Origin of the sequence: Streptomyces tendae, from assembly GCF_014650435.1 — a bacterium.
Classification (GTDB): Bacteria; Actinomycetota; Actinomycetes; order Streptomycetales; family Streptomycetaceae; genus Streptomyces; species Streptomyces tendae.
Genome location: NZ_BMUY01000001.1, coordinates 975,675 through 999,149 on the forward strand (window position 1 = coordinate 975,675; position 23,475 = coordinate 999,149).

The window sequence follows — 23,475 nt, forward strand, 5'->3', positions numbered from 1 at the left end:
CCAGCCCCGGCAAACATCACACGCCGGGGTGAAATTCGGTATCGGTTCGCTTACAGACGGCAACCTCCGGTCGTTTCGGCCAGTCAGAGGGTGCAGTGCCTGATATCGCCGAGAGACCACAACGCGCGCAACGCAACGCCAAGACGAAGAAGACGACGAAGAAGACGCACGCCGGGGAGCGCATATGCACATCAGGGGCGACCACGTCGAGCTGGTCGTCGGGGGCCGCCTCGACGTCCGCAGCGCGGCGGACGCCCGTACGGTCCTGCACTCGGCCGTCGACGACGGAGTCGGCGACCTGGTGCTCGACCTGTCAGAGCTGGACTCCTGGGACGCCACCGGACTCGGCGTGATCATGGGAGCCCACCGGCGGGCCGGCCGCTGCGGGCGACGGCTGGTGCTGCGCGGTGTGCCGCCGCAGATGCAGCGCCTGCTGGTGGCCACCCGGCTGCACCGGATCCTCGCCATCGAGGGCGGCATCGGTGTGGAGACCCTGCCTCGTGTGTAAGTGAAGGTTCACACCTCCGACACACGCAATCCTCACGAGACCGTGACCTCTCGGGCCGTCCGGCACCCCGGACTGTCGGAGATACTGGGCGAAGGTTTAGGGTCTGGCTGCCCGCTGCCTTTGCAAACCCGCCGGCGGGCCCGGACCAGAAGCGACAGCGCGGTGTGCGGCACAAGGCCGGGAGGGTGGTCCCTGCCGGGGCCCTGCACACGACGCTTTTGGGGGGCTTGAACCAATGGACCCGAACAACCGGGGCCCTGAGGAGTACGGCCAGGACGGCGACCACCAGGCGCCGCGCCCGCGCCCGCACAGGGACCCCATCACCTCCGACTTCGGACAGCACGCGCCCGCGCTCGCCCGCACGGTGCAGCTGGTGTCCGGCGACTTCCTGCTCACCGTCAACCCCGTCGACGGCAGCGAGATCGAGGTCTGCCCGCCCACGGAGCGGCCGGCCCGTCCCGAGAAGCTCACCGCGGCCGAACGCGCCGAGGCGGAGCGCACCGCGCGGCCGCCCGTCCCGCCGGGACCGGTCCGCACCGTCCTCGGCCTGCTGGCCCGCGAGGACGAACGCGAACGCCTGGTGCGACTGCTCGCCCGCGGCCGCTCCGTCCGCCTCACCGGCCCCGCGGGCTCCGGCCGCACCAGCCTCCTCGACCTCGTCGCCGAGGACTGCGCGGGCCTCGCACCCGACGGCGTGGTCCGGCTCAACGGCCACCACCGTACCGCCGACGACCTGCTCCACGACCTCTTCTACGCCGTCCACCGCGCGCCCCTGCACCGCCCGGACCGGGCGGAACTCCTCGGACACCTGCGCGAGGTGGGCGCGGTCGTCGTCCTGGACGACGTCGAGTTCGGCGGCACCGCCCTCGACGAACTCCTCGACGCCACCCCCGAGTGCGCCTTCCTCCTCGGCGCGACCCCGGAGGTGGCCGCACCCTCCGCCGACTCGGCCGTGGAGGAGGTCTTCCTCGCCGGTCTGGACCGCGCGGACGGCGTGGAGCTGCTGGAGCGCGCCGCCGGGCGTTCCCTCACCGAGGAGGAGGCCAACTGGGCCGGAGACCTCTGGTTCGAGTCCGAGGGCCTGCCGCTGCGCTTCGTCCAGGCCGGTGCCCTGCTGCGCCGCCGGGACCGCGAGCGGGCCGGTGCCGACGCCGTCGACGAGTTCGGCGTCTTCGCCGACGCCCGCCCCGCCGACGACACCCCCTACGACGCCGGCGAGGCCGACGACGTACCCCTGCCGTCCCTCGGTGAGGCCGCCGCGCCCGCGCCGCTGCTCGCCTCCCGGCTGAGCGCCTCCGCCCGCGCCACCCTGGAGTTCGCCGTCGCGCTCGGCGGCGAGGTGCCGCACCAGGCGCACCTGCCCGCTCTGGTCGGCGACACCCACGCGGACGCCGCCCTCGGCGAGCTGACCGACTGCGGGCTGGTCTCCCCGGTCGGCTCCCGCTACCGGCTGGCCGCCGGGGTGCTCACCCAGCTGGAGAGCGCCGGGTACGCCGACGCCGTGCCCGAGCGGGCGCAGGCCGCCGCCCAGCACTACGCCTGGTGGGCCGGGCACCCCTCGGTCACCCCGGAGCGGGTCTGCGCCGAGGCCGACGCCGTCCTGGCCGCGCTCGCCGTGCTGGTGCCGGTGACGACCCCGCCCGCGGACGACGCGGAGAGCCCCGCCGTCCAGCTGGCCCGCACCGCCGCGCCCGCCTTCGCCGCCGGACTGCACTGGAGCGCCTGGCAACGGGCGCTGCGCTCGGGCACCGAGGCATCCCGGCTCGCCGGTGACGTCGCCGAACAGGCCTACTTCCACCACGAGCTGGGCGTCCTCGCGCTGTGCGAGGACCAGCTGGACCGGGCCCGCGCCGAGCTGGAGGCGTCCATCGGGCTGCGCGGCGCGCTCTCCGACAAGCGCGGCGCCGTGGCGGGCCGGCGCGCCCTCGCGCTGGTCGCCGACCGCACCGGGGACACGCCGGGCCTGGGCAGCGGCGCGGGCGCGTTCGGCGTGGCGGCCCCCGCGGCCGGACTCGGTGCCGTCGGCGCCGGGCTCGGTCCGACGGTGGGGGAGGAGGTGCCCGACGCCCGCAACGAGGAGTCGGCGTCGCCGTCCGCGGGCGTTCCCGCGCCCTTCCCGCCGCTCCAGCCGCGTCCGCAGTCCCCCACCCTGGTCACCCGTCGCGAGCCCGAGGAGGAGCCGTCCCGTACGGTCGTCGGCGGCATCAAGGGCTTCGCGCGGCGCAACCTGGTGGCCGCCGGGGCGGGCGCGCTGCTCGTCGCCGTGCTCGGCACGGTGGTCACCCTGGGGGCCACGTCCGAGAACGACCCCGGGGACCCCTCCAACGAGGTCGGCGTCAACCCGTCGGCCAGCCAGGGCATCGACGACGGCAGCCTGGGCGCGGACCGGCCCTCCGACGACGGCAAGGACCAGCAGACGCCCGGCGGCCCGTCCGGCTCCACCACCCCCGGCCCGTCGGACGCGCCGACGGCCACGGAGTCGGGGGAGCCTTCGCAGGGGCCGAGCAGTACGGGTGGCACCGACCCCGGTGACGACGAGAGCCCCGACGACCCCGGCTCGCCGGACGAGCCGAGCAAGTCGCCGAGTTCGCCGACGACGAAGCCGACGACGCCGAAGCCGACGGACACCGAGCCGACGGATCCAGGCAGCCCCACCGAGTCCAACGGCACGTCACCGACGCCCACGGAGAGCGAGACCACCTCGCCGTCCTCCCCGGAGACGTCCGACACCGTCAGCGGCGCAGGCACGCCTCCGGCCACCGTCTCGCAGAGCAGCACCGAGGGCACCGACACCGGAGCGGGAAGCCAGGACGGCTCCGACGACCCGGCGACCGGTCAGATCATCTGACCCCGCCGGGGCTGACCCCACCGGGGAAGGCAACAGCACAGGAGGGCCGGGTCCGTCGCACGGACCCGGCCCTCCTCATGTCGTCGTGGCCGACGCGTCCTAGAACAGCCGCAGCTTGTCGTCCTCGATGCCGCGCAGGGCGTCGTAGTCCAGCACCTGGCAGCCGATGCCGCGGTCCGTGGCCAGCACGCGGGCCTGCGGCTTGATCTCCTGGGCGGCGAAGACGCCGCGCACCGGGGCGAGATGCGGATCGCGGTTCAACAGCTCCAGGTAGCGCGTGAGTTGCTCCACGCCGTCGATCTCGCCGCGCCGCTTGATCTCGACCGCGACGGTGCCGCCCTGGGCGTCCCGGCACAGGATGTCGACCGGGCCGATGGCGGTCATGTACTCGCGGCGGATGAGGGTGTAGCCCTCGCCCAGGGTGTCGATGCGGTCGGCGAGCAGCTCCTGGAGGTGTGCTTCCACGCCGTCCTTGATCAGGCCCGGATCGACGCCCAGTTCGTGCGAGGAGTCGTGGAGGATCTCCTCCATCGTGATGATGAGTTTCTCGCCCGCCTTGTTGACGACCGTCCAGACGCCCTCCTCCTCGCCCGTGCCCTCCTTCAGGGTGCAGGGCGGCGACATCCAGTTGAGGGGCTTGTAGGCCCGGTCGTCGGCGTGGATCGAGACGCTGCCGTCCGCCTTGACCAGGATCAGCCGGGGGGCCGAGGGCAGGTGGGCGGTGAGCCGTCCGGCGTAGTCGACGGAGCAGCGGGCAATGACGAGACGCATGGTCGGCAACGCTACTCGACGGGCCCGGCCCGACGCGATTCGCCCGTACCCGGGCGCCCGAGCGCACTGTCCCACTTCTCCCATTGGCCCCGTCTTGCCCACTGGCCGATTGTGGGCCTACGGGATGGTGTCCATCTCGGCATTCTCCTGGTGCCGTCACGATCGGTTGCTTACGGTATTGAACGGGAGGTCGCGAACTGTGTACGCAGCGTGTTCGGAATCGCGCACTCCCTTAACTGTCCGGCAACCCCTGCTGGTCGGGGGTGCGAGAGGAGAACCCATGTCGCTCGACGTCTCACCGGCCCTACTCGAACAGGCCGAGCGAGGCGAGGTCGACGAAGCAGACTTCGTCGACTGCGTCCGGACCTCCCTGCCCTACGCATGGGAGATGGTCAGCTCCCTGGTGGCACAGCTGAAGGTCGACGGCGGAGCCTTCGCCGACAACCAGACGCCCCCGCCGGACGAGCAGGCGCGCGGTCAGCTCCTGCGTGCGCTCGCGAGTGACGCCATACGCGGTGCACTGCAGCGGCACTTCGGCGTGCGGCTGGCCTTCCAGAACTGCCACCGGGTGGCGGTGTTCCCGTTGGACTCCTCCGTCGACGAGACGCTGACCAAGTTCACCTCGGTGCGCAGCCAGTTGCTGAACCAGTCGCCGGAACTGCGCGACTGCTGAGGCACCCCAGAGCGCCCGCTTGCCGCTCCGTACGTGGGAGGTGCAGTTCTTGTACCGGAGCGGCAAGCTCCCCGCCCGCCTGCTCAGCGGAGCTGGGGGAGCACCTCGGCCCCGAGCCGCCGCACGTTCTCCTCGGTCGCCGCCAGGTCTCCCGAGCCCTCGACGAGCAGGGCGAAGCGGGAGATGCCGGTCCGCTCGCCGGTCGCCGCGAGCCGGTCCGCGCACAGCCGGGGCGTGCCCACCGGGTGCAGCCCGCAGAGCAGTTCGGTGTAGGCGTGCGGGTCGCGCATCTGCCGGGCCCGGCCGTCCACCGTGACATGGGCGCCCAGGCCCTGCCGCAGCCAGCCCGGCATCGCCTTGAGCAGGGTCTCCGCCGCGTCCGAGCGCCGGTCCGCGATCTGGCAGACGCCGGCCGAGACGTGTCCGGCGCCGTGGATCTCCGCGGCCGGACGCCCGGCCGCACGCGCGTGGCGCCGCCACAGGGCGACCATCTCCGCCTTCTCCTCGTCGCCGACGTGCATCCCGAGGAGCATCGGCAGCCCCCGCTCGGCCGCCAGGCGCACGCTCGACGGCGAGGTGCAGGCCACGACGACCTCCGGGCCCGGCTCTTCCGACAGGGACTCAGACGGGCGCGGCACGACGGGCACCTCGCGGAAGCGGAAGCGGTCCCCCGAGGCGCCGACGGCCGGCTCGCGCAGCCAGCGCAGCAGCAGGTCGAGCGAGTCCGGAAACCCCTTCTCGTACGCCTCGAGACCCGCGCCGAACACCTCCAGGTCCACCCAGGGGCCGCCCCGGCCCACGCCCAGCGAGAAGCGGCCGCCGCTGGTGACGTGCAGCAGCGCGGCCTGCTCGCCGAGCGCCACGGGGTGGACGGTGGGCAGCACACTGACCGCGGTGCCGACCCGGATGCGCCGGGTGCGGCCCAGCAGCAGCGCGGCCAGGGTCACGGCCGACGGACACGTGCCGTACGGCACGAAGTGGTGTTCGGCCAGCCAGACGGCGTCGAGCCCGGCCTCCTCGGCGACCTCGGCCGAGCGGACCGCGCGGTGCAGCGCCTCCCCCTGGCCCTGGCCCGGGAACTGGGCCCCCAACACGAAACTTCCTACGCGCATTGCCTTTTCCTGCTTCCTCGGCCCCGACGTGGAGCTCCCCCACACGGCATAACCGCCTGACACGTGCCGAGGACACGGCCGGACGAAGGAATTTGCGGATTGTCTGCAGAATCGGCCGTTGTGGGACGGTGCGCGGGCCCGGACGGACAACACCGGTCGGGGGAGTTGCGGTGTTTGGCGCCGTACGCGTACCCGTGTCCGCGCCGCGTAGGCTGGATGCCGCCCTGCTTCCTGTATAGCTCCGTGAGGTGTCCCGTGTCCCCGCGTCGCAACCGACCCAAGGGAGCCGGTTCCTCCGGCCGGAGCGCCGAGGAGGACGGCTCCGGCCGCTACGGCGGCTGGCAGTCCTCGGAGAGCTGGCAGGGCGAGGAGTGGAGCGTACGGCACGTGGCGGGGGCGAGCGCGCAGGGCAAGTCGTACCGCTGCCCGGGATGCGACCAGCTCATTCCGGACGGTGTCCCGCACGTGGTGGCCTGGCCCGCGCACTCGGGCGTCGACGACCGCAGGCACTGGCACAAGGCGTGCTGGAACGCGAAGGACCGCCGCACCACGCGGGTGCAGCGGTCCCGTAACGCGCCGAGGTTCTGAGGGCCCCTCCGGCCGCCCTACACGTCCCGCTTCTCCAGCAGGGCGAAGGCGGCGGCGAACGCGGCCGCGGTCACACCGAGCACGATCCACAACGGGTCCCAGCCCGAGGGCCCGGACTCGGAGAGCGAGTTGGCGTAGAAGATGCTCATCTGGTTCGGGATCGAGTACTCGAAGAGCGCCTGCTGCACGTCCTTGAGCGACTCCGAGAACATGAACAGCGCGATCACCAGCGGGGCGAGCAGGACGCCGATCATGATGGTGATGGCGCCCGCGGAGTGCCGGATGATCGAGCCCATGGCCAGGGAGAGCAGCCCGAGCAGCGCGACGTAGAGCGAGACGCCGACGGTGCCCTTCAGCCACTCCGCGCCGGTCGGGTTCTCGGCGCCGTTGCCCTCCAGCATGGACACGTGGGCCAGCCCGACCAGCGTCGCGGAGACCAGGGTCACCACGAAGGCCACCAGGAAGAACACGATGCCCTTGGCCGCCAGCACCCGGCCGCGGCTGGGGCAGGCGGTCATCGTCGTGCGGATCATCCCCGTGCCGTACTCCGAGGCGGTGGTCAGCACGCCGAGCGTGATCACGCACATGCTGCCGAGCAGCAGACCGAAGAAGCCGAGGCTCAGCGCGCTCTCACCGGCCAGGTCGGAGTCCGAACTCGCCACCACCGCGCCGGTCAGCAGCCCGATGCCGAGCACCAGCAGGACGAACACGCCCAGCGTCCACATCGTCGAGCGCACCGACTTGATCTTCGTCCACTCGGAGGCCAGCGCGTGTACGAGGGTCGTGCGCACCACCGGGATCGGCGACGTGTACGTCGGGAACGGCGAACCGGGCGCCGCGTGCCAGTCGGGCGCGGCCTGCTGCGTCGGGGGCTGGGGCGTGCTCATCGGGCGTCCTCGGGCTTGGTCGGGTCGGTGACGGGCGCGGGGGCGGCCGCGGGCGGCGCCGGGGCCGCGGCGGGGGCCTGGGGCACCGGCGGGGCCTGGGGTGCCTGCTGCGCCGCGTACGGGTTGGCCGGCTGACCGCCCGGCACGGCACCGGGCGCCACCGGGGCGCCGTACGGGCCCGCCGGGGCCTGGCCGGGCGCGCCCTGCGGCGCGGCGAAGGGCTGTCCGCCCTGCTGGGGCGGCGGCGGGGCGTACCAGTCGGGCTGACCCTGTCCCGGCACCGGCATCGGCGGCTGCGCGCCGGGCGGCAGGGGCTGCTGGAGCCCCGCCTTCTGGTCGGCGGTCGACCGGTAGTCCACGGCGCCCTGCGTCATGCGCATGTACGCCTCCTCCAGCGACGCCTGGTGCGGCGACAGCTCCCACAGCCGTACGTCGGCGTCGTGCGCGATGTCGCTGATCCGGGGGAGGGCGAGGCCGGTCACCCGCAGCGCGCCGTCCTGCTCGGGCAGCACGTGGCCGCCCGCCTCGGTCAGCGCCGAGGTCAGCTTCTCGCGCAGCTGGGGCTCGGTGTCCGGCGTCCGCACGCGCGCGAAGTCGGCGGAGTTGGCCGAGATGAAGTCCGTCACGCTCATGTCGGCCATCAGCTGGCCGCGCCCGATGACGATCAGGTGGTCGGCGGTCAGCGCCATCTCGCTCATCAGGTGCGAGGAGACGAAGACGGTGCGGCCCTCCGCCGCGAGCGCCTTCATCAGGTTGCGCACCCAGTGGATGCCCTCCGGGTCGAGGCCGTTGACCGGCTCGTCGAAGAGCAGCACCTGGGGGTCGCCGAGGAGCGCGGCGGCGATGCCCAGCCGCTGGCCCATGCCGAGGGAGAAGCCCTTGGAGCGCCGCTTGGCCACGTCCTGGAGGCCGACCACGCCGAGCACCTCGTCCACCCGGCGGGCCGGGATGCCGGACAGCTGGGCGAGGCTCAGCAGGTGGTTGCGGGCGGCCCGGCCCCCGTGCACCGCCTTGGCGTCCAGCAGCGCCCCGACGTGGCGCGCGGCGTTCGGCAGCCTGCGGTACGGGTGGCCGCCGATCGTCACGTGTCCCGCGGTGGGGTTGTCCAGGCCCAGGATCATCCGCATCGTCGTCGACTTGCCGGAGCCGTTGGGCCCCAGGAAGCCGGTGACGGCGCCGGGCCGCACCTGGAAGGAGAGGTTGTACACAGCGGTCTTGTCGCCGTATCGCTTGGTCAGGCCGACAGCCTCGATCATGCTCCGCACCCATCGGAAGGTTCAGGGACAGCAGGGCACACGCCCCCGTAAGGGTTAGGAGGATATCCAGGCGCTGACGGTTCCGTTCAAGCGCGGGCAAAATCCGACGCCGTACGGAGGCCGGACGGAGGGGGTCAGGCGTCCCGCCGCTTCAGCACCGCGTACCCGCCCACGAGTGCCGCGATCACCCACAGTGCCATGATCCCGAGGCCGCCCCACGGCCCGTACGGCACGTCGTCGTCGATCGGCGTGACCACCTGCATGATCTTGCTACCGGCCTGGTCGGGCAGGAACCGGCCGACCTTCTCCGTCGCCGGGACGTTGCCCAGGATGTTGGAGATCAGGAAGAAGAACGGCATCAGGATGCCCAGCGACAGCATCGGGGAGCGCAGCATCGCGGCCACGCCCATCGAGAACATCGCGATCAGGGTCATGTAGAGGCCGCCGCCGAACACCGCGCGGAGCACGCCGGGGTCGCCGATCGACGCCTTGAGGTCGCCGAGCATCGCCTGGCCGAGGAAGAACGTGGCGAAACTGGTGACCATGCCCACGATCAGGGCCAGGGCGGTGGCCACCGCGATCTTGCTGAACAGGAAGGTGCCGCGCTTCGGCACGGCGGCCAGCGAGGTGCGGATCATCCCGGAGCTGTACTCGTTGCCCACGACGAGCACCCCGAACACGATCATCGCCAGCTGGCCGAGGCTGGTGCCGGCGAAGCTGATGAAGGTCGGGTCGAAGGAGAGCTGGTCGCGCCGGCTCATGTCGCCGAACTCGTTCTTCGACAGGGCCGAGATCAGCATGCCGAGGGCGATGGTGACGACCACGGCGAGGCCCAGCGTCCACACCGTGGACGCGACCGACCGGATCTTGGTCCACTCGGACCGGACGACCTGTGTCGCCGCCATGCTCAACCCCTCTTCCAGTCGCTGCCCCACGGCTGCTGCGGAGGCTGCCCCGGTGGCTGTTGCTGCTGCTGCGGCACCGCGCCGGGCGGCTGCCCGTCGTGCGCGTGGTACTCCACGGACTCCGCGGTCAGCTGCATGAACGCCTCCTCCAGCGAGGCGCGCTGCGGGCTCAGCTCGTGCAGTACGATCTGCTGCCGCGCCGCCAGCTCGCCGACCGCCTCCGACTTGTCGCCGTCCACCTCCAGCACCCCGTCGGCCGCCTCGACGACCGGGACACCGGCGCCGTGCAGCGCGTCGAGCAGCTGCTCGCGCTGCGGGGTGCGGATCCGGACGTAGCTGCGCGAGTTCTCCGCGATGAACTCGGCCATCGAGGTGTCCGCGAGGAGCCTGCCCTGGCCGATGACCACCAGGTGGTCGGCGGTCAGCGCCATCTCGCTCATCAGGTGGGAGGAGACGAAGACCGTACGGCCCTGGGAGGCCAGGGTCTTCATCAGGTTGCGGATCCAGTGGATGCCCTCGGGGTCCAGGCCGTTGACCGGCTCGTCGAACATCAGGATCCGCGGGTCGCCGAGCAGCGCGCCCGCGATGCCGAGCCGCTGCCCCATGCCGAGGGAGAAGCCCTTGGTCTTCTTCCTGGCGACCGCCGAGAGCCCGACCGTGTCCAGGACCTCGCGTACCCGGCTCGCCGGGATGCCGTTGCTCTGCGCGAGGCACAGCAGGTGGTTGTAGGCGCTGCGCCCGCCGTGCCACGCCTTGGCCTCGAGCAGCGCACCGATGTACGTCAGCGGGTCCTTGAGCTGGTCGTAGTGCTTGCCGTCGATCCGCACGTCCCCGGCGGTCGGCCGGTCCAGGCCCAGCACCATCCGCATGGTCGTCGACTTGCCCGCGCCGTTGGGGCCGAGGAAGCCCGTGATGATGCCGGGTCTGACGGTGAAGGAGAGATTGTTGACCGCCACCTTCTCGCCGTACCGCTTGGTCAGCCCCTCGAGCTCGATCATGGCGCCCACGCTAGAACGGGACGAGGCCCGCTGCCACCCCAGTGACAGAAGGCCTCGCCCTTCCTCGTACGTATTCAGCAGGCGTTCGCCCCCGCGTGGGCCGAACCGCCTCAGCGGGACTGCTGGGCAGGCACCCCGCGGGAGACCGGCTCGTCCTCGACCGCCGGAGCGGCGGCCACCGCGGCACCCGTGAGGGACGCCAGCATCTCGCGCACGTTGGTCAGCTGCGCGTTGATGGAGTCGCGGCGGTTGGTGAGGGCGGCCAGCTCGCGCTCCGACTCCGAACGGATGCGGTCGGCCTTGGCGTTGGCGTCGGCCACGATGTCCTCGGACTGGCGCTGCGCCGTCTCCACGGTCTGGCGGGCCCGGCGCTCGGCGTCCGTGCGCAGCTTCTCCGCCTCCAGGCGCAGCTGCTCCGCGCGGTGCTCGATCTCCGCGAGCCGCTTCTCGGCCTTGGCCTGACGGGAGGCCAGGTCCCGCTCGGACTGCTCGCGGCGCTTGGCGAGGTTCGTCTCGAAGTCGGCGGCGGCCTGCGCGGCCTTGGCGCGGGTCTCCTCGAAGAGCGCGTCGGCCTCGTCGCGCTTGGACTGCGCGTCCTTCTGCGCCTCGGAGCGCAGCTGGGAGGCGTCGCCCTTGGCCTTCTCGACAATCCGGACGCCCTCGTCCTCGGCCTTGGCCTTGCGCTCGGCGGCGTACGACTCCGCGTCGTTGCGCACCTGCTGGGCCGAGGACTCGGCCAGCTCACGGTGCTGCTCGGCCGCGCGACGGGCCTCCTCGCGCAGGTCCTTCGCCTCTTCCTCGGCGAGCCGCAGGATCTTCTCGACCCGGGCGCCGAGACCGGCGTACGACGGCTCGGCGTCGTTGACCTGGGCCTGGGCGTTCTGGGTCTCGAGGTGGAGCTCCTCGATGCGCTTTTCCAGAGCGGTGATGCGGGCGAGAGCGCTGTCACGGTCGGAGACGAGCTTGGAGATGCGTTCGTCCACCTGAGCGCGGTCGTACCCACGCCGCACAAGCTCGAAGCCGTAGGGGGAAGTGTCGCTCATGGGGTTCCTGTCGAAAGAGACCGGGTGAGGTGATAGAGGGAATCCTAGGCGCCAATGCGGTGTGTCATCGAGCGGATGCACGTTTGATACGGAGAATGACACCTCTTTTGAGTGGCTGACCCTCGGATGGCTTGCCAAAGCCTCGGGCAGGGGTCCCGTCGGGACTCGGCCAAAGATCTCCAGCAGACACCCAAACCACCCCGAATGCTAGCTGTCTGACGACTTGCCACCCGAACGTGGGGCGCCCACCGTCGCTCCGGCCTTCACCCCGTTGTCCTTCGCGCCCCCGGGCGCCTCGAACGACTCCAGCGCCTCCAGGACGTCCTGCACCCGGGAGATCTCCGCGTTGATGTCCTCGCGGCGCCGGACCAGCACCTCCAGCTCGCGCTTGCCCTCGTCGACCGTGGCCCGGGCCTCGCGGACCGCCTCGGCCTTCAGCTCCTCGGCCTCGCGGACCAGGGTGGCCTTCTTCTGCTCGGCCTCCTTGAGCAGCCCCTCGGCCTTCTTGACGGCGGCGATGCGCACCTTGCCGGCCTCGGAGTTGGCCTCCGACACCAGCTCCTTCGCCTTCGCCTCCGCCTTGGCGAGCTGCTCCTCGGCGGCCTTGATGAGCGCGTCGCAGCGGTCGCCGGCCGACTTCATCGTCTCGGCGGCCTCGCGGCGGGCCCGCTCGTGCAGCTCCTCGATCTCGGAGGTGAGCCGCTCGCGCAGCTCCTCCGCGCGCTCCCTTATGGCGGTCGCGTCCCGGCGGGCGCCGACCAGCAGCTCGTCCGCGTCCGTACGGGCCTTCTCCACCCGGGTGTTGCCCTCGACCGTCGCCTCCTGGACGATCCGGTCGGCCTCCGCACGGGCCGCGCCGACCATCGTGTCGGCCTGCGACTCGGCGTCCGCGGTGGTCTTCTGGGCCTGCTGCTGCGCCTCGGTGAGCAGCTTGTCGGCCTCGGCGGTGGTCTCCGTGATGAGCGTGTCGACCTGCTCGGCGGCCTCCGAACGCCGCTTGTTGGCGTCCTTGCGGGCCTCGTCGAGGGTGCGCTCGGCCTCCTCGCGGGCCGCCGTGGTGACCCGCTCGGCCTCCGCCGCCGCCTCGCGCCGGACCCGGTCCGCCTCGGTGCGCAGCCGCTCGGCGTGCTGCTGCGCGGAGCCGACCGTGTCGGCGGCCTCGGCCCGCAGCCGCTCCGCCTCCCCGGTGGCGTCCGACATCAGCTGCTCGGCCCGGGCGCCCGCCTCGGCCCGTACCCGCTCGGCCTCGGCGATCGTCTCGGTGCGCAGCCGCTCCGCCTCGGTGGCCGCCTCGGTCCTGACCCGCTCGGACTCGCTCGCCGCCTCGGCGGTGACGCGCTCCGCCTCCGCGAGCGTCTCCGTGCGGAGCCGGTCGGTGTCGGCCGCCGTCTCGATGGTGAGCCGCTCCGCCTCGGAACGCGCCTCGGTGATCAGGGCGTCCGCCTGCGTCGCCGCGTCGGACCGGATGCGGTTGGCGTCCTCGCGGGCGTCCGCCCGGGTGCGCGACGCGGACTGCTCGGCCTCGGCGATGGCGTCGGATGCCTCCGTGCGCACCCGCTGGGCGTGCTCGGAGACGTCCGCGCGGATCCGGTCGGCCTCCGTGATGGCCTCGGACACGGTCCGCTCGGCCAGCGTCTTGGCGGCCTCGGTCTCCTCCTGCGCCTCGCGCCTGAGCCGTCCGGCGTCCTCGCTCGCCCGCTCCCGCTCGGCGTAGGCGTCGGCGCGGACCCGGTCCGCCTCCTCCTGCGCCTCGGTCCGGGTGCGCTCCGCGGCGTGCTCGGCGGCGCTGCGCAGCCCGGTGATCTCCTCCTGGGCCTGTTCGTGCAGCCCGGCGACCGACTCCCGTACCTGCGCCGCGTGCTGCTCGGCGGCCGACACCATCTCGGTGGCGCGCCGGTCGGCCTCCTCGACCAGCCGGACCGCCTCGGCCTGCGCCTCCTCCACACGGTTGCGCGCCGAGGCCAGCAGCTCCTCGCTCTGCTCGCGGGCCCGCTCGCGCTCCTGGTCCGCCTCCTGCCGGGCCGAGCCGAGCAGTTCCTCCGCCTCGCGGCGGCGCCGGGCGGCCTCCTCCTGGGCGGCGGCCAGCGCCTCCGACGCCTCGGCGGCGATGCGCTCGGCGGCACTCTGCGCCTCCGCCCGCACCCGGTCGGCGCTCTCCTGCGCCTCCGACTTCAGCCGCTCCGCCTCGCTCGCGGCCTCCGAGCGCAGCCGTACCGCGACGGACTCGCCCTCCGCGCGGGAGGCGGACGCGTCCGCGGCGGCCTCGGTGCGCAGCCGCTCGGCCTCCGTCTCCGCCTGCTGCTGGAGCGTACGAATCCGCTCCGCGGCCTCCGCGCGCAGCCGCTCGCTCTCCTCGGCCGCCTCGCGGCGGATCCGCTCGCCCTCCTCGCGGGCCTCGCCCAGCGCCTCCTCGGCGGCGGTGCGGCGCTCCTCGGCCTCGGTGTGCAGCCGCGTCAGCTCCTCGGCGGCCTCCGCCTTGCGGGCCTCGACGGCGCGCTCGGTCTCCTCGCGCAGCTCACGGGCCGCCCGCTCGGCCTCCGCCTGGAGCTCCTCCACCCGCTCGGCGGCCTCGGCGCGGTGCCGCTCGGCCTCCGCGCGGGTGCGCTCCAGGGTCTCCTCGGCCTGCCGGCGCAGGGTCGTCGCCCGCTCGATCGCCTCGGTGCGGACCTTCTCGCTGTCCGCCGTCGCGGTCTGCCGCAGCTCGTCCGCGTCCGCCTTGGCCTTGGACAGCAGCTCCTCGGCGGTCTTCGCCGCCTCCTCGATCTGCGCCACGGCCTCCTTGCGGGCCTCGGCGCGGATCTTCTCGCCCTCGGCGACCGCGTCCGCCCGCAGCTGCTCGGCCTCGCCGCGCAGCCGGCGCGCCTCCTCCTGCAGCTCGACCGTCTTGGCGCGGTACTCCTTGGTGTCGTCCTTCGCCGCGCCCTTGAGCTCCTCGGCGATGTCGTGCGCCTCGGCACGCAGTCGGTCCGCCTCGGTCTCGGCCTCGGTGCGGATCCGCTCGGCCTCCTCGGTGGCGGCCTTCGTGGTCCGCTTGGCGTCCTCCGACGCCTTGTTCAGCACGTCCTCGGCCGTCTTGGCCGCCTTGGACAGCTGGGTGGCCGACTCCTCGGCGGTGATCGTGCGGGCCTTCTCGGCGGCCTCGGCGACGATCCGCTCGGCCTCGGCGCGGGCGTCCGCGACCACCTGCTCGGCCTCGGACCGGGTGCTCTCCGCGTCCTTGGTGGCCTCGCCGACCAGCCGGGCGACCTGCTCCTTGGCGGTACGGGTGCGCTGCTCGTTGGTCGCCTCGGCGCTCGACAGCGCCTTGGCCGCGGCCTCCTCGGCCTCGGCGACCACCTTCTCCGCCTCGGCCTGCGCCTTGCGCAGCGCCTCCTCGGCCTCGGACATGCGCTGCTCGGCGGCCCGGCTCAGCTCCTGGACCTCGCGCCGGGTGGACTCCGACTCGGTGGCGGTGGAGCTGCGCAGCTGCTCGGCGTGGTCGGTGGCCTCCTGGGCCTGCGTGGAGGCGGCGTTCAGCAGCCGCTCGGCGTCGGTGCGGGCCCGGCGCAGGATCTGCTCGGCCTCGGTGCGGGCGCTCTCCGCGTCGCTCCGCAGCCGCTGACGGGCCTCGGCGGTCAGCCGCTCCGCCTCCGCGCGGGCCGCGCTCATGGCCTGCTCGGCCTCCGCGCGGGACTCGTCGAGCAGGCGCCTGGCCTGCTGCTCGGTGCGGGCGCGCAGCTGCTCGGCCCAGGCCACGTTCTCGTTGACGTGCGACTCGACGGTCTGCCGGCGCTCGGCCAGCTCCTGGTCCAGCTGCTGGCGGCGGGTCACCGCCTCCTGGTGCAGCTCGGCCTGGAGCCGGGCGGCCTGCTCGGCGTGCTCCTGGAGGATCCGCTGGGTCTGCGCCCGGGCCTGGCTCAGCTCCCGCTCCGCGTCGGCGCGCAGCTGGTCGGCCTGCGTCTGCGCGTTGCGCAGCAACTGCTCGGCCTGGTACCCGATGTCGCCGCCGTCGAAGGCGGGCCGGGACATGATGGTGCGCCGCGCCTCGTGCAGCTTGGCGCGCAGCACCTCGACCTGGTAGCCGAGGTCCTCGGCGTGCTGGATCGCCTTTTCCCGCTCGGTCTTCAGCCGCTTCATCTCGGCCTCGAACCGAGAGAGGTGGTCGACGTCAGCCGCCGGCTCTCGCTCCTGGCTCTCGTAGCCCCGCACTGCGCGGTCCCATCCGTCCCCTGGTCGCAAATCTTCCCGAACGAGCTCCGTCCGTCCGACGGACGGGGCCCCCGGGGAATGGTGTCAGATCAACGGCGGAGCATGTGCTGCTGCCCCGTCGCCCGCCCCCCGAAACACGACCCCGGCGGTCCCGGCGCCGGAGACGACAGGACCGGGTCACCCTGGACTGAGCGGCGACCGCACCCAACCCTACCGGCCCCTATGTACGAGGGTCAGTGCTCAGGTGACTCAACGGCCGCCGATGTGACCAGTTCTGTCAGTACGCCATGGCAGTCCTTGGGGTGCAGGAAGGTGATCCGCGACCCCATGGAACCGCGCCGGGGCTCGTCGTACAGAACGCGTACGCCCTTGCCCCGGATGTCCGCGGCGTCCGCGTCCACGTCCGCCGTGCCGAAGGCGATGTGGTGGACGCCCTCGCCGTTCTTCGCGAGCCACTTGCCGACCGCGGAGTCCTCGCGGGTGGGCTCCAGGAGCTGGAGGTACGAGGCGCCCCCGTCCGACGTATCGTTGATCTTGAGCATGGCCTCGCGCACGCCCTGCTCCTCGTTGACCTCGGTGTGGAACACCTCGAAGCCGTAGGTGGCACGGTAGAACTCGACGGTCGCGTCGAGGTCGTGGCAGGCGATTCCGATGTGGTCGATTCGCGTCAGCATGGTTTCAGTGCAGCGCTCCGGAGGTGGTTACGCAACGTGCGCGCGATCACACCGACAGCCCGGTGACGGGCGGGATACCGCTCAGTACATTCGAGTAAACCCTCGTTCACTCCTCGGCCTGTGCGGGCCGGAAAAGGGGACCGCAGCTCATGTCTTCTGGAACCACTGAAACCTCTGGAATCTCTGGAACGAACGGCACCACCTCCGTCGTCGTCGCGGGTGCCCGCACCCCGATGGGGCGGCTGCTCGGCTCCCTGAAGTCCTTCTCCGGGGCCGACCTCGGCGGCTTCGCCATCAAGGCCGCCCTCGACCGCGCCGGAATCGGCGGCGACCAGGTCCAGTACGTGATCATGGGGCAGGTGCTCCAGGCCGGTGCCGGGCAGATCCCCGCCCGCCAGGCCGCCGTCAAGGCCGGCATCCCCATGAGCGTCCCGGCGCTCACGATCAACAAGGTCTGCCTCTCCGGCCTCGACGCCATCGCACTCGCCGACCAGCTCATTCGCGCGGGTGAATTCGACGTGATCGTCGCCGGCGGCCAGGAGTCCATGACCAACGCCCCGCACCTGCTCCCCAAGTCCCGCGAGGGCTACAAGTACGGCGCGGTCCAGATGATCGACGCCATGGCGTACGACGGCCTGACCGACTCCTTCGAGGACATCGCCATGGGCGAGTCCACGGAGAAGCACAACACCCGGCTCGGCATCGAGCGCGCCGCCCAGGACGAGATCGCCGCCCTGTCCCACCAGCGTGCCGCCGCCGCCCAGAAGAACGGCGTCTTCGACGCGGAGATCACCCCGGTCGAGATCCCGCAGCGCAAGGGCGACCCGGTGCTGTTCAGCAAGGACGAGGGCATCCGCGGCGACACCACCGCCGAGTCGCTCGGCAAGCTGCGTCCGGCCTTCGCCAAGGACGGCACCATCACCGCCGGCTCCTCCTCGCAGATCTCCGACGGCGCGGCTGCCGTGGTCGTGATGAGCCGGGCCAAGGCCGAGGAACTGGGCCTGGAGTGGATCGCGGAGATCGGCGCGCACGGCAATGTCGCGGGCCCGGACAACTCTTTGCAGTCGCAGCCGTCGAACGCCATCCGGCACGCCCTCAAGAAGGAGGGCCTGGAGGTCGGCGACCTCGACCTCATCGAGATCAACGAGGCGTTCGCGGCCGTCGCCGTGCAGTCAATGAAGGACCTCGGCGTATCCACCGAAAAGGTGAACGTCAACGGTGGTGCCATCGCGCTCGGTCACCCGATCGGCATGTCCGGCGCGCGGCTGGTGCTGCACCTGGCGCTGGAACTGAAGCGGCGCGGCGGCGGCGTCGGCGCGGCCGCGCTGTGCGGCGGCGGCGGTCAGGGCGACGCTCTGATCGTGCGGGTGCCCGGGGCCTGACCCCCCGAGTTACGACTTCTCACTGAACGGAGCTGTGATGCAGGACGTCTCCTCACTGGTGGCCCAGGCCCGAGAAGGCCGGCCGCGGGCCGTGGCCCGGCTGATCTCCCTGGTGGAGGGGGCGTCCCCGCAGCTCAGGGAGGTCATGGAGGCGCTCGCGCCGCTCACCGGCAACGCGTACGTCGTCGGCCTGACCGGCTCCCCGGGGGTCGGCAAGTCGACCTCCACCTCGGCGCTGGTGACGGCGTACCGCAAGCAGGGCAAGCGGGTCGGCGTGCTCGCCGTCGACCCGTCCTCCCCCTTCTCCGGCGGCGCCCTGCTCGGCGACCGCGTCCGGATGTCCGAGCACGCCTCCGACCCGGGCGTCTACATCCGCTCGATGGCCACCCGCGGCCACCTCGGCGGGCTCGCCTGGGCCGCGCCGCAGGCGATCCGCGTGCTGGACGCGGCCGGTTGCGACGTGGTCCTGGTGGAGACGGTGGGCGTCGGCCAGTCGGAGGTCGAGATCGCCTCCCAGGCCGACACCTCCGTCGTCCTGCTCGCCCCCGGCATGGGCGACGGCATCCAGGCGGCCAAGGCCGGAATCCTGGAGATCGGCGACGTCTACGTGGTCAACAAGGCCGACCGGGACGGCGCGGACGCGACCGCCCGCGAGCTGAACCACATGCTGGGCCTCGGCGAGGCGCGCGCCGCCGGCGACTGGCGGCCGCCCATCGTCAAGACGGTCGCCGCGCGCGGCGAGGGCGTCGACGAGGTGGTCGAGGCGCTGGAGAAGCACCGGGCGTGGATGGAGGAACGGGACGTCCTCGCCGAGCGGCGCCGGGTCCGGGCCGCCCGCGAGGTGGAGACGATCGCCGTCACGACGCTGCGGGAACGTATCGGTGACCTGCACGGGGACCGGCGGCTGGGCGCGCTGGCGGAACGGATCGTCGCCGGGGAACTGGATCCGTACCGGGCGGCGGACGAGTTGGTGGCGGGGCTGACGCGGGGCTGACGCGGGGGCTGACGCGAGGGCTGAGCGGTGCGGGGCGGTCTTCCGGCGTGGGGTTTCTTCGCCCCCGCCGCCCCTTCCCTTCCCGACCCTGGGGGCTGCCGCCCCCAGACCCCCGCTTTCGGCCTGGACGGCCTCGTCCTCAAACGCCGGACGGGCTGGAGGGGGCTCAACGGTCTCGTCCTCAAGCGTCGGACGGGCTGGAGGGGGCTCAACGGTCTCGTCCTCGAGCGTCGGACGGGCTAAAGTGACCCGCGTGTTCCTCCTCTTGGCCTAGGGCCCGCCCCGCGCGCGACCGCCGTATCCGGCCGTCGCGCGCATCGGTGTCCCCTGGTTGCCTTCCTGCTGAGGAACCCTTCGCGTGTCCACGCCTCTTTCGCGGCCCTCCTACGCCGCCGTGCTCCGTGTCCCCCATGCCCGCCGCACGTTCTCGGCCGCCCTCGTCGGGCGGCTGTCGTACGGCACGGTCTCCCTCGCCCTGATGCTCTCCCTGACCCGGTCCACCGGGTCGTACGCCGTGGCCGGGCTGGTCATGGCGCTCTTCGGCGCCACGAGCGTCTTCCTGTCCCCCTACCGTGCTTCCCTCGTCGACCGGCACGGTCCGCGCCGGGCACTGCTGCCCATGGCCCTGCTCTACGCCGCCCTGCTCTGCGTGCTGGCGGCGGCCTGCCGGCGTCCGGGTACCTCCGAGGCGGTCCTCGCGGTGACCGCCGGGCTCGCGGGCGCCTGCACGCCCCCGCTCGGCCCCACGATGCGCGCGGTGTGGGCCGAACTGCTCCCCGACCGGCTGCTGTTGCAGCGGGCCTACAGCGTGGACGGCGTTGCCGAGGAACTGCTCTTCGTCTCCGGTCCGCTCCTGGTCGGCGGCATCGTCGCCGTCGCCTCGCCGGTGGTCGGCGTCGTGCTCAGCGCGGTGCTCGTGGCGGTCGGCACCCTCGCCTTCGTCACCTCACCGGCGACCGCGGCGCTGCGCCCGGCGGGGCGGGCAAAGAGCGACGGCCCCGCACCCGGGCGAGGCGGCCCGGGGCAGGGCCGGGCGCTGCTGCAGCCCGTCGTCGTCGCGGCGGCCGTCGGCGTCTCGGTGAGCGCAGTCGACCTCCTCGTCGTGGCCTTCGCTGGGGAGCACGGCCTCGGGGACGGCACGGTCGCCTGGGTGCTCGCGGCGCTCTCCGTCGGCAGCGCGGTCGGCGGTCTCGTCAACGGCGCCGTCGCCTGGAGTTCGCCCACCCGGGCTCGGCTCCCGTTCTTCGCGGCCGGTGTCGGCCTCTGCCTCGCCGCCGCGGGCCTCGCGCCCGGACTCGGCACGCTGGTCCTGGCCGTCATGTGCGCGGGCCTGTTCGTGGCCCCGGCGCTGACCACGGCGTACCTGATCGCCGACGAGAGCGTGGCGCCCGGTTTCCGGGTCCGGGCGGGCGCCTGGTGCAACACCGCAGTGAACGCGGGGATGTCGGTCGGCGCCGCCGTCGTGGGGCTGCTGGTGGAGCGCCTTCCGCTGCCGGTGTGCTTCGCGGTGTCCGGCGCGGTCGCGGCGGTGGCGGCACTGGTGCCGTGGCACCGCCGCGGGTCGGCCCGACGAGCCGGAAAGGGCGCTCAGTCGTCGTCGGAGTCGTCCGAGCTGCCGGAGCCGTCGTCGTCGGCGTCGTCGTCCGAGTCGTGAGAGCCGTGCGCCTCGTCCGAGCGGTCGGCCGTTACCTTTCCGGTCTTCGGGTCGACCCGCCAGTCCTGCTCACCCTTGCCGGAGGCGTGCGTCTCGACCTCCCAGGCGGGCTTGCCGTCGCCGTGGTCGCCGTCGTCGTCCAGCTCGACGGAGGTGACGGTGCCGTGTCCGGCCGCCGCCTTCGCCGCCTCGGCGGTGTCCACCGAGGTGCCCTTCAGGGCCGCGCGCACCTCGGCGGTGTCGTCCTCGTCGTCGTCCCGCTCGGAGGCGAGGACCTTGCCGGTGGCCGGGTCGATCCGGACGCTGTGCCAGGTGCCGTCGCCGGAGAGGACGTCGACCTCCCAGGCCGCACGCTCCCGGCGGTCGTCGTCGTCGTCGTCGCCGTCGTCGTCCTCGTCGTCCAGCTCGGCGGAGACGGCCGTGCCCGGGGTGTCCGCCAGCGCGGCGGCGACGGCGTCGGCAGCCGTGACCTTCGCGGCGGCGGCGCCGGAGTCGTCGCGCCGGTCGTCGTCACGGTCGTCGGCCTCGTCCCGTACGCCGGCGTCGTCCGACACGGTGACGGCCGACGCGTCCGCGCCGTCCGCGCAGGACGTCGCACCCCGGTCGTCGTCCCCCGTCGTCGCCAGGGCCGTCGCCGTACCGCCTCCGATCAGTGCGGCGGCGGTGACGGCGGCGATCACGATGTTGCGCTTCATGCTGTTTCCTCCGAGTCGTCCAGAGTCCCGTCGTTTTCGACGTGTTCACTGTCCCGGACCGACGCTGAGGCCAACCTGAAGCCACCTGAAGGGATCTTCAGCTCGCCTTTGCCACTCTTTACGCATGCGCCCACCCGTCGCCCACCACCACCCTGCCCGAGGCGCTTCGCGCCGCCCCCCTCGATTCTTGATCGTGGAGGACGAGAGGCGCCTCGCCGTGTCGCTCGCCAAGGGCCTCACCGCGGAGGGATACGCCGTGGACGTCGTCCACGACGGCCTCGAAGGGCTGCACCGGGCGGGTGAGGGCGTGTACGACCTCGTCATCCTCGACATCATGCTGCCCGGCCTCAACGGCTACCGGGTCTGCGCCGCCCTGCGCGCCGCCGGGCACGACGTGCCGATCCTGATGCTCACCGCCAAGGACGGCGAGTACGACGAGGCCGAGGGCCTGGACACCGGCGCGGACGACTACCTCACCAAGCCCTTCTCGTACGTGGTCCTCGTCGCCCGGGTGAAGGCCCTGCTGCGGCGGCGGGGGCAGGGGGCCGGAGCCTCGCCCGTGCACGTCCACGGCGACCTCAGGGTCGACACCGGCGCCCGCCGGGTGTTCCTCGGCGAGGACGAGGTCACCCTCACGGCCAAGGAGTTCGCCGTCCTGGAGCAGCTCGTGGTGCGGGCCGGACAGGTGGTGTCCAAGGCGGAGATCCTGGAGCACGTCTGGGACTTCGCCTACGACGGCGACCCGAACATCGTCGAGGTGTACGTCAGCGCGCTGCGGCGCAAGCTGCGTGCCGGGCTCATCCGGACCGTGCGCGGCGCCGGCTACCGGCTGGAGACCGGGCGGTGAGCCGCCTCTTCGGCTCGGTGCGGGCCCGCGCCACGCTCGCCGCCACCCTCGTGGTCGCCGTCGCCCTCGTCGCGGCCGGCACCGCCGTCCTGCTGTCCCTGCGCTCCAACCTGCTCGGCGAGGCGGGCACCCAGGCCGAGCGCTCGGCGCGCGAGGTGGCGACGGTGCTCGCCGTCGGGACCCCGTACGCGGACCTGTCGCTGGACGTGGACGACCGGCCGGTGCAGGTCGTCGACGACGACGGCGTGCTGGTCGCCGCCAGCGAGGACCTGGAGCGGATCAGCGGCACCGGCGTCGACGCGGTGAAGCCGCAGCCCGCCGCCTCCCCGGGTGGGGAGCACGACGACGACGCCGACGACGACGATGACGACTCCGGCGAGTCCCTCGAACCCGGCGAGATCGGCGGACGGATCACCGTCAGCGACGGCTCGGCGACCATCGACGGGGACACGGAGGACTACCGTTTCGCCGCCGTCCCGGTGAAGACCGACGACCGGGGCACGCTCACCGTCTACGCCGGTGCCCCGCTCTCCGCCGAACACGGCGCCGTGAACACCGCGCTGACCGTGATGCTGATCGGCTTCCCACTGCTGCTCGCGGTCGTGGCGTGGGTGACCTGGCTGGTCACCCGGCGCGCGCTGCGCCCGGTGGAGGGCATCCGGCGCGAGATGGCCGCGATCACCGCCAGCGAGGACCTGGCCCGCCGTGTCCCCGTGCCGGACACCCACGACGAGGTGGCCAGGCTCGCCACCACCACCAACGAGACGCTGGCCGCCCTGGAGTCCTCGGTGGAGCGGCAGCGGGGCTTCGTCGCGGACGCCTCGCACGAGCTGCGCAGCCCGATCGCGTCGCTGCGCACCCAGCTGGAGGTGGCCGCCGCCCACCCGGAACTGCTGGACCTGGACGGCGCCGTGGCGGACACCGTACGGCTCCAGCGGCTCGCCGCCGACCTGTTGCTGCTGGCCAGGCTGGACGCGGGGGAGCGGCCCGCCGAGGCCCGGGTCGACCTCGCGGCGCTCGCGCGGGAGGCGGCCGAGGGCCGGGCCGGGGTGAGTGTGCGGGGCGCCGAGGGTCCGGTGAGCGTGGCCGGATCGCGGGGGCAGCTGGGGCGGGTCCTGGCCAATCTGCTCGACAACGCGCAGCGGCACGCCAGGTCGGCGGTGGAGGTGACCGTACGGCGGGACGGGGACGCGGTGGTGGCCGCCGTGGCCGACGACGGCGACGGCGTGCCGGCGGCCGACCGGGAGCGGATCTTCGAGCGCTTCGTACGGCTCGACGCCGCCCGCAGCCGCGACGACGGCGGGGCCGGTCTCGGACTGGCGATCGCCCGCGACGTGGCCGTACGGCACGGCGGCACGCTCACGGTGCACGACGCACCGGCAGGCGGCGCCCTGTTCGAGCTCCGCCTGCCGGGTGACCGGGCCGGAACGGCCCGGGACATGTGATCAGGGA

General features: G+C 73.0%; 19 protein-coding genes. 9 read left to right on the plus strand and 10 right to left on the minus strand.

Annotation, left to right across the window (positions count from 1 at the left end):
• The first annotated feature begins 184 nt into the window (after positions 1-184).
• Together IE258_RS04505 and IE258_RS04510 are read left to right on the plus strand one after the other, a co-directional pair.
• Positions 185-508 (plus strand): STAS domain-containing protein, encoded by a 324-nt coding sequence (locus tag IE258_RS04505; RefSeq protein ID WP_003973611.1) that lies wholly within the window; start codon positions 185-187, stop codon positions 506-508.
• Between the two features lie 235 nt (positions 509-743).
• A complete protein-coding gene (locus tag IE258_RS04510; protein ID WP_189739097.1) occupies positions 744-3,356 on the plus strand; it encodes an ATP-binding protein in 2,613 nt (870 codons plus the stop codon).
• A 99-nt stretch (positions 3,357-3,455) separates the two neighbouring features.
• On the opposite strand, the gene nucS is transcribed toward IE258_RS04510, so the two are convergent.
• Positions 3,456-4,127, minus strand: a complete 672-nt coding sequence (nucS, locus tag IE258_RS04515) for an endonuclease NucS (protein WP_052840652.1) — start codon at positions 4,125-4,127, stop codon at positions 3,456-3,458.
• A 280-nt stretch (positions 4,128-4,407) separates the two neighbouring features.
• Between nucS and IE258_RS04520 the strand changes: the two genes are divergently transcribed.
• Entirely contained in the window at positions 4,408-4,800 is a 393-nt protein-coding gene (locus IE258_RS04520; RefSeq protein WP_003973607.1) for an SCO5389 family protein, read from the plus strand.
• Positions 4,801-4,883: 83 nt separating this feature from the next.
• On the opposite strand, the gene IE258_RS04525 is transcribed toward IE258_RS04520, so the two are convergent.
• On the minus strand, positions 4,884-5,912 hold the full coding sequence (locus IE258_RS04525; RefSeq protein WP_189739100.1) for an LLM class flavin-dependent oxidoreductase: 1,029 nt from the start codon (positions 5,910-5,912) through the stop codon (positions 4,884-4,886).
• 255 nt (positions 5,913-6,167) lie between these two features.
• On the opposite strand from IE258_RS04525, the gene IE258_RS04530 reads away from it, so the two are divergent.
• Positions 6,168-6,500 carry an Rv1322 family protein gene (locus IE258_RS04530; protein WP_159328426.1) on the plus strand — a complete coding sequence of 111 codons (333 nt, stop codon included), beginning with the start codon at positions 6,168-6,170 and terminating at the stop codon, positions 6,498-6,500.
• A 17-nt stretch (positions 6,501-6,517) separates the two neighbouring features.
• On the opposite strand, the gene IE258_RS04535 is transcribed toward IE258_RS04530, so the two are convergent.
• From IE258_RS04535 to mce, 7 genes are all read right to left on the minus strand, one after another.
• On the minus strand, positions 6,518-7,387 hold the full coding sequence (locus tag IE258_RS04535; RefSeq protein ID WP_189739102.1) for an ABC transporter permease: 870 nt from the start codon (positions 7,385-7,387) through the stop codon (positions 6,518-6,520).
• Entirely contained in the window at positions 7,384-8,643 is a 1,260-nt protein-coding gene (locus IE258_RS04540) for an ABC transporter ATP-binding protein (RefSeq protein ID WP_189739107.1), read from the minus strand. Before IE258_RS04540 ends, IE258_RS04535 begins: the two co-directional genes overlap by 4 nt.
• Positions 8,644-8,777: 134 nt before the next feature.
• Positions 8,778-9,548: an ABC transporter permease gene (locus IE258_RS04545; protein ID WP_189739110.1), complete on the minus strand. Its 771-nt coding sequence runs from the start codon at positions 9,546-9,548 to the stop codon at positions 8,778-8,780.
• Positions 9,549-9,550: 2 nt separating this feature from the next.
• A complete protein-coding gene (locus IE258_RS04550; protein ID WP_189739113.1) occupies positions 9,551-10,546 on the minus strand; it encodes an ABC transporter ATP-binding protein in 996 nt (331 codons plus the stop codon).
• 110 nt (positions 10,547-10,656) lie between these two features.
• On the minus strand, positions 10,657-11,589 hold the full coding sequence (locus IE258_RS04555) for a coiled-coil domain-containing protein (protein WP_189739115.1): 933 nt from the start codon (positions 11,587-11,589) through the stop codon (positions 10,657-10,659).
• Between the two features lie 207 nt (positions 11,590-11,796).
• The gene (gene scy / locus IE258_RS04560) at positions 11,797-15,777 is read right to left on the minus strand and encodes a polarized growth protein Scy (RefSeq protein WP_189739118.1); all 3,981 of its coding nucleotides are present in this window, start codon (positions 15,775-15,777) and stop codon (positions 11,797-11,799) included.
• A 233-nt stretch (positions 15,778-16,010) separates the two neighbouring features.
• On the minus strand, positions 16,011-16,451 hold the full coding sequence (gene mce, locus IE258_RS04565) for a methylmalonyl-CoA epimerase (RefSeq protein ID WP_059301486.1): 441 nt from the start codon (positions 16,449-16,451) through the stop codon (positions 16,011-16,013).
• A gap of 149 nt (positions 16,452-16,600) precedes the next feature.
• Between mce and IE258_RS04570 the strand changes: the two genes are divergently transcribed.
• The 3 genes from IE258_RS04570 to IE258_RS04580 all read left to right on the plus strand — a co-directional run bounded on the left by IE258_RS04570 (position 16,601) and on the right by IE258_RS04580 (position 20,481).
• Positions 16,601-17,833, plus strand: coding sequence for an acetyl-CoA C-acetyltransferase (locus IE258_RS04570; RefSeq protein ID WP_189739121.1), 1,233 nt, complete (start codon positions 16,601-16,603; stop codon positions 17,831-17,833).
• Between the two features lie 37 nt (positions 17,834-17,870).
• Positions 17,871-18,827: a methylmalonyl Co-A mutase-associated GTPase MeaB gene (gene meaB, locus IE258_RS04575; RefSeq protein WP_159328420.1), complete on the plus strand. Its 957-nt coding sequence runs from the start codon at positions 17,871-17,873 to the stop codon at positions 18,825-18,827.
• A gap of 358 nt (positions 18,828-19,185) precedes the next feature.
• A complete protein-coding gene (locus IE258_RS04580) occupies positions 19,186-20,481 on the plus strand; it encodes an MFS transporter (RefSeq protein WP_189739124.1) in 1,296 nt (431 codons plus the stop codon).
• Here IE258_RS04580 and IE258_RS04585 read toward each other — a convergent pair.
• Complete coding sequence (locus IE258_RS04585; protein WP_189739127.1) at positions 20,415-21,176, minus strand: PepSY domain-containing protein; 762 nt, start codon at positions 21,174-21,176, stop codon at positions 20,415-20,417. The genes IE258_RS04580 and IE258_RS04585 overlap by 67 nt on opposite strands.
• Positions 21,177-21,300: 124 nt before the next feature.
• Here IE258_RS04585 and IE258_RS04590 point away from each other — a divergent pair, with 124 nt between their 5' ends.
• Positions 21,301-22,023, plus strand: a complete 723-nt coding sequence (locus IE258_RS04590) for a response regulator transcription factor (protein WP_373309709.1) — start codon at positions 21,301-21,303, stop codon at positions 22,021-22,023.
• Positions 22,020-23,468 (plus strand): ATP-binding protein, encoded by a 1,449-nt coding sequence (locus IE258_RS04595; RefSeq protein ID WP_189739133.1) that lies wholly within the window; start codon positions 22,020-22,022, stop codon positions 23,466-23,468. Before IE258_RS04590 ends, IE258_RS04595 begins: the two co-directional genes overlap by 4 nt.
• Positions 23,469-23,475: the final 7 nt, after the last annotated feature.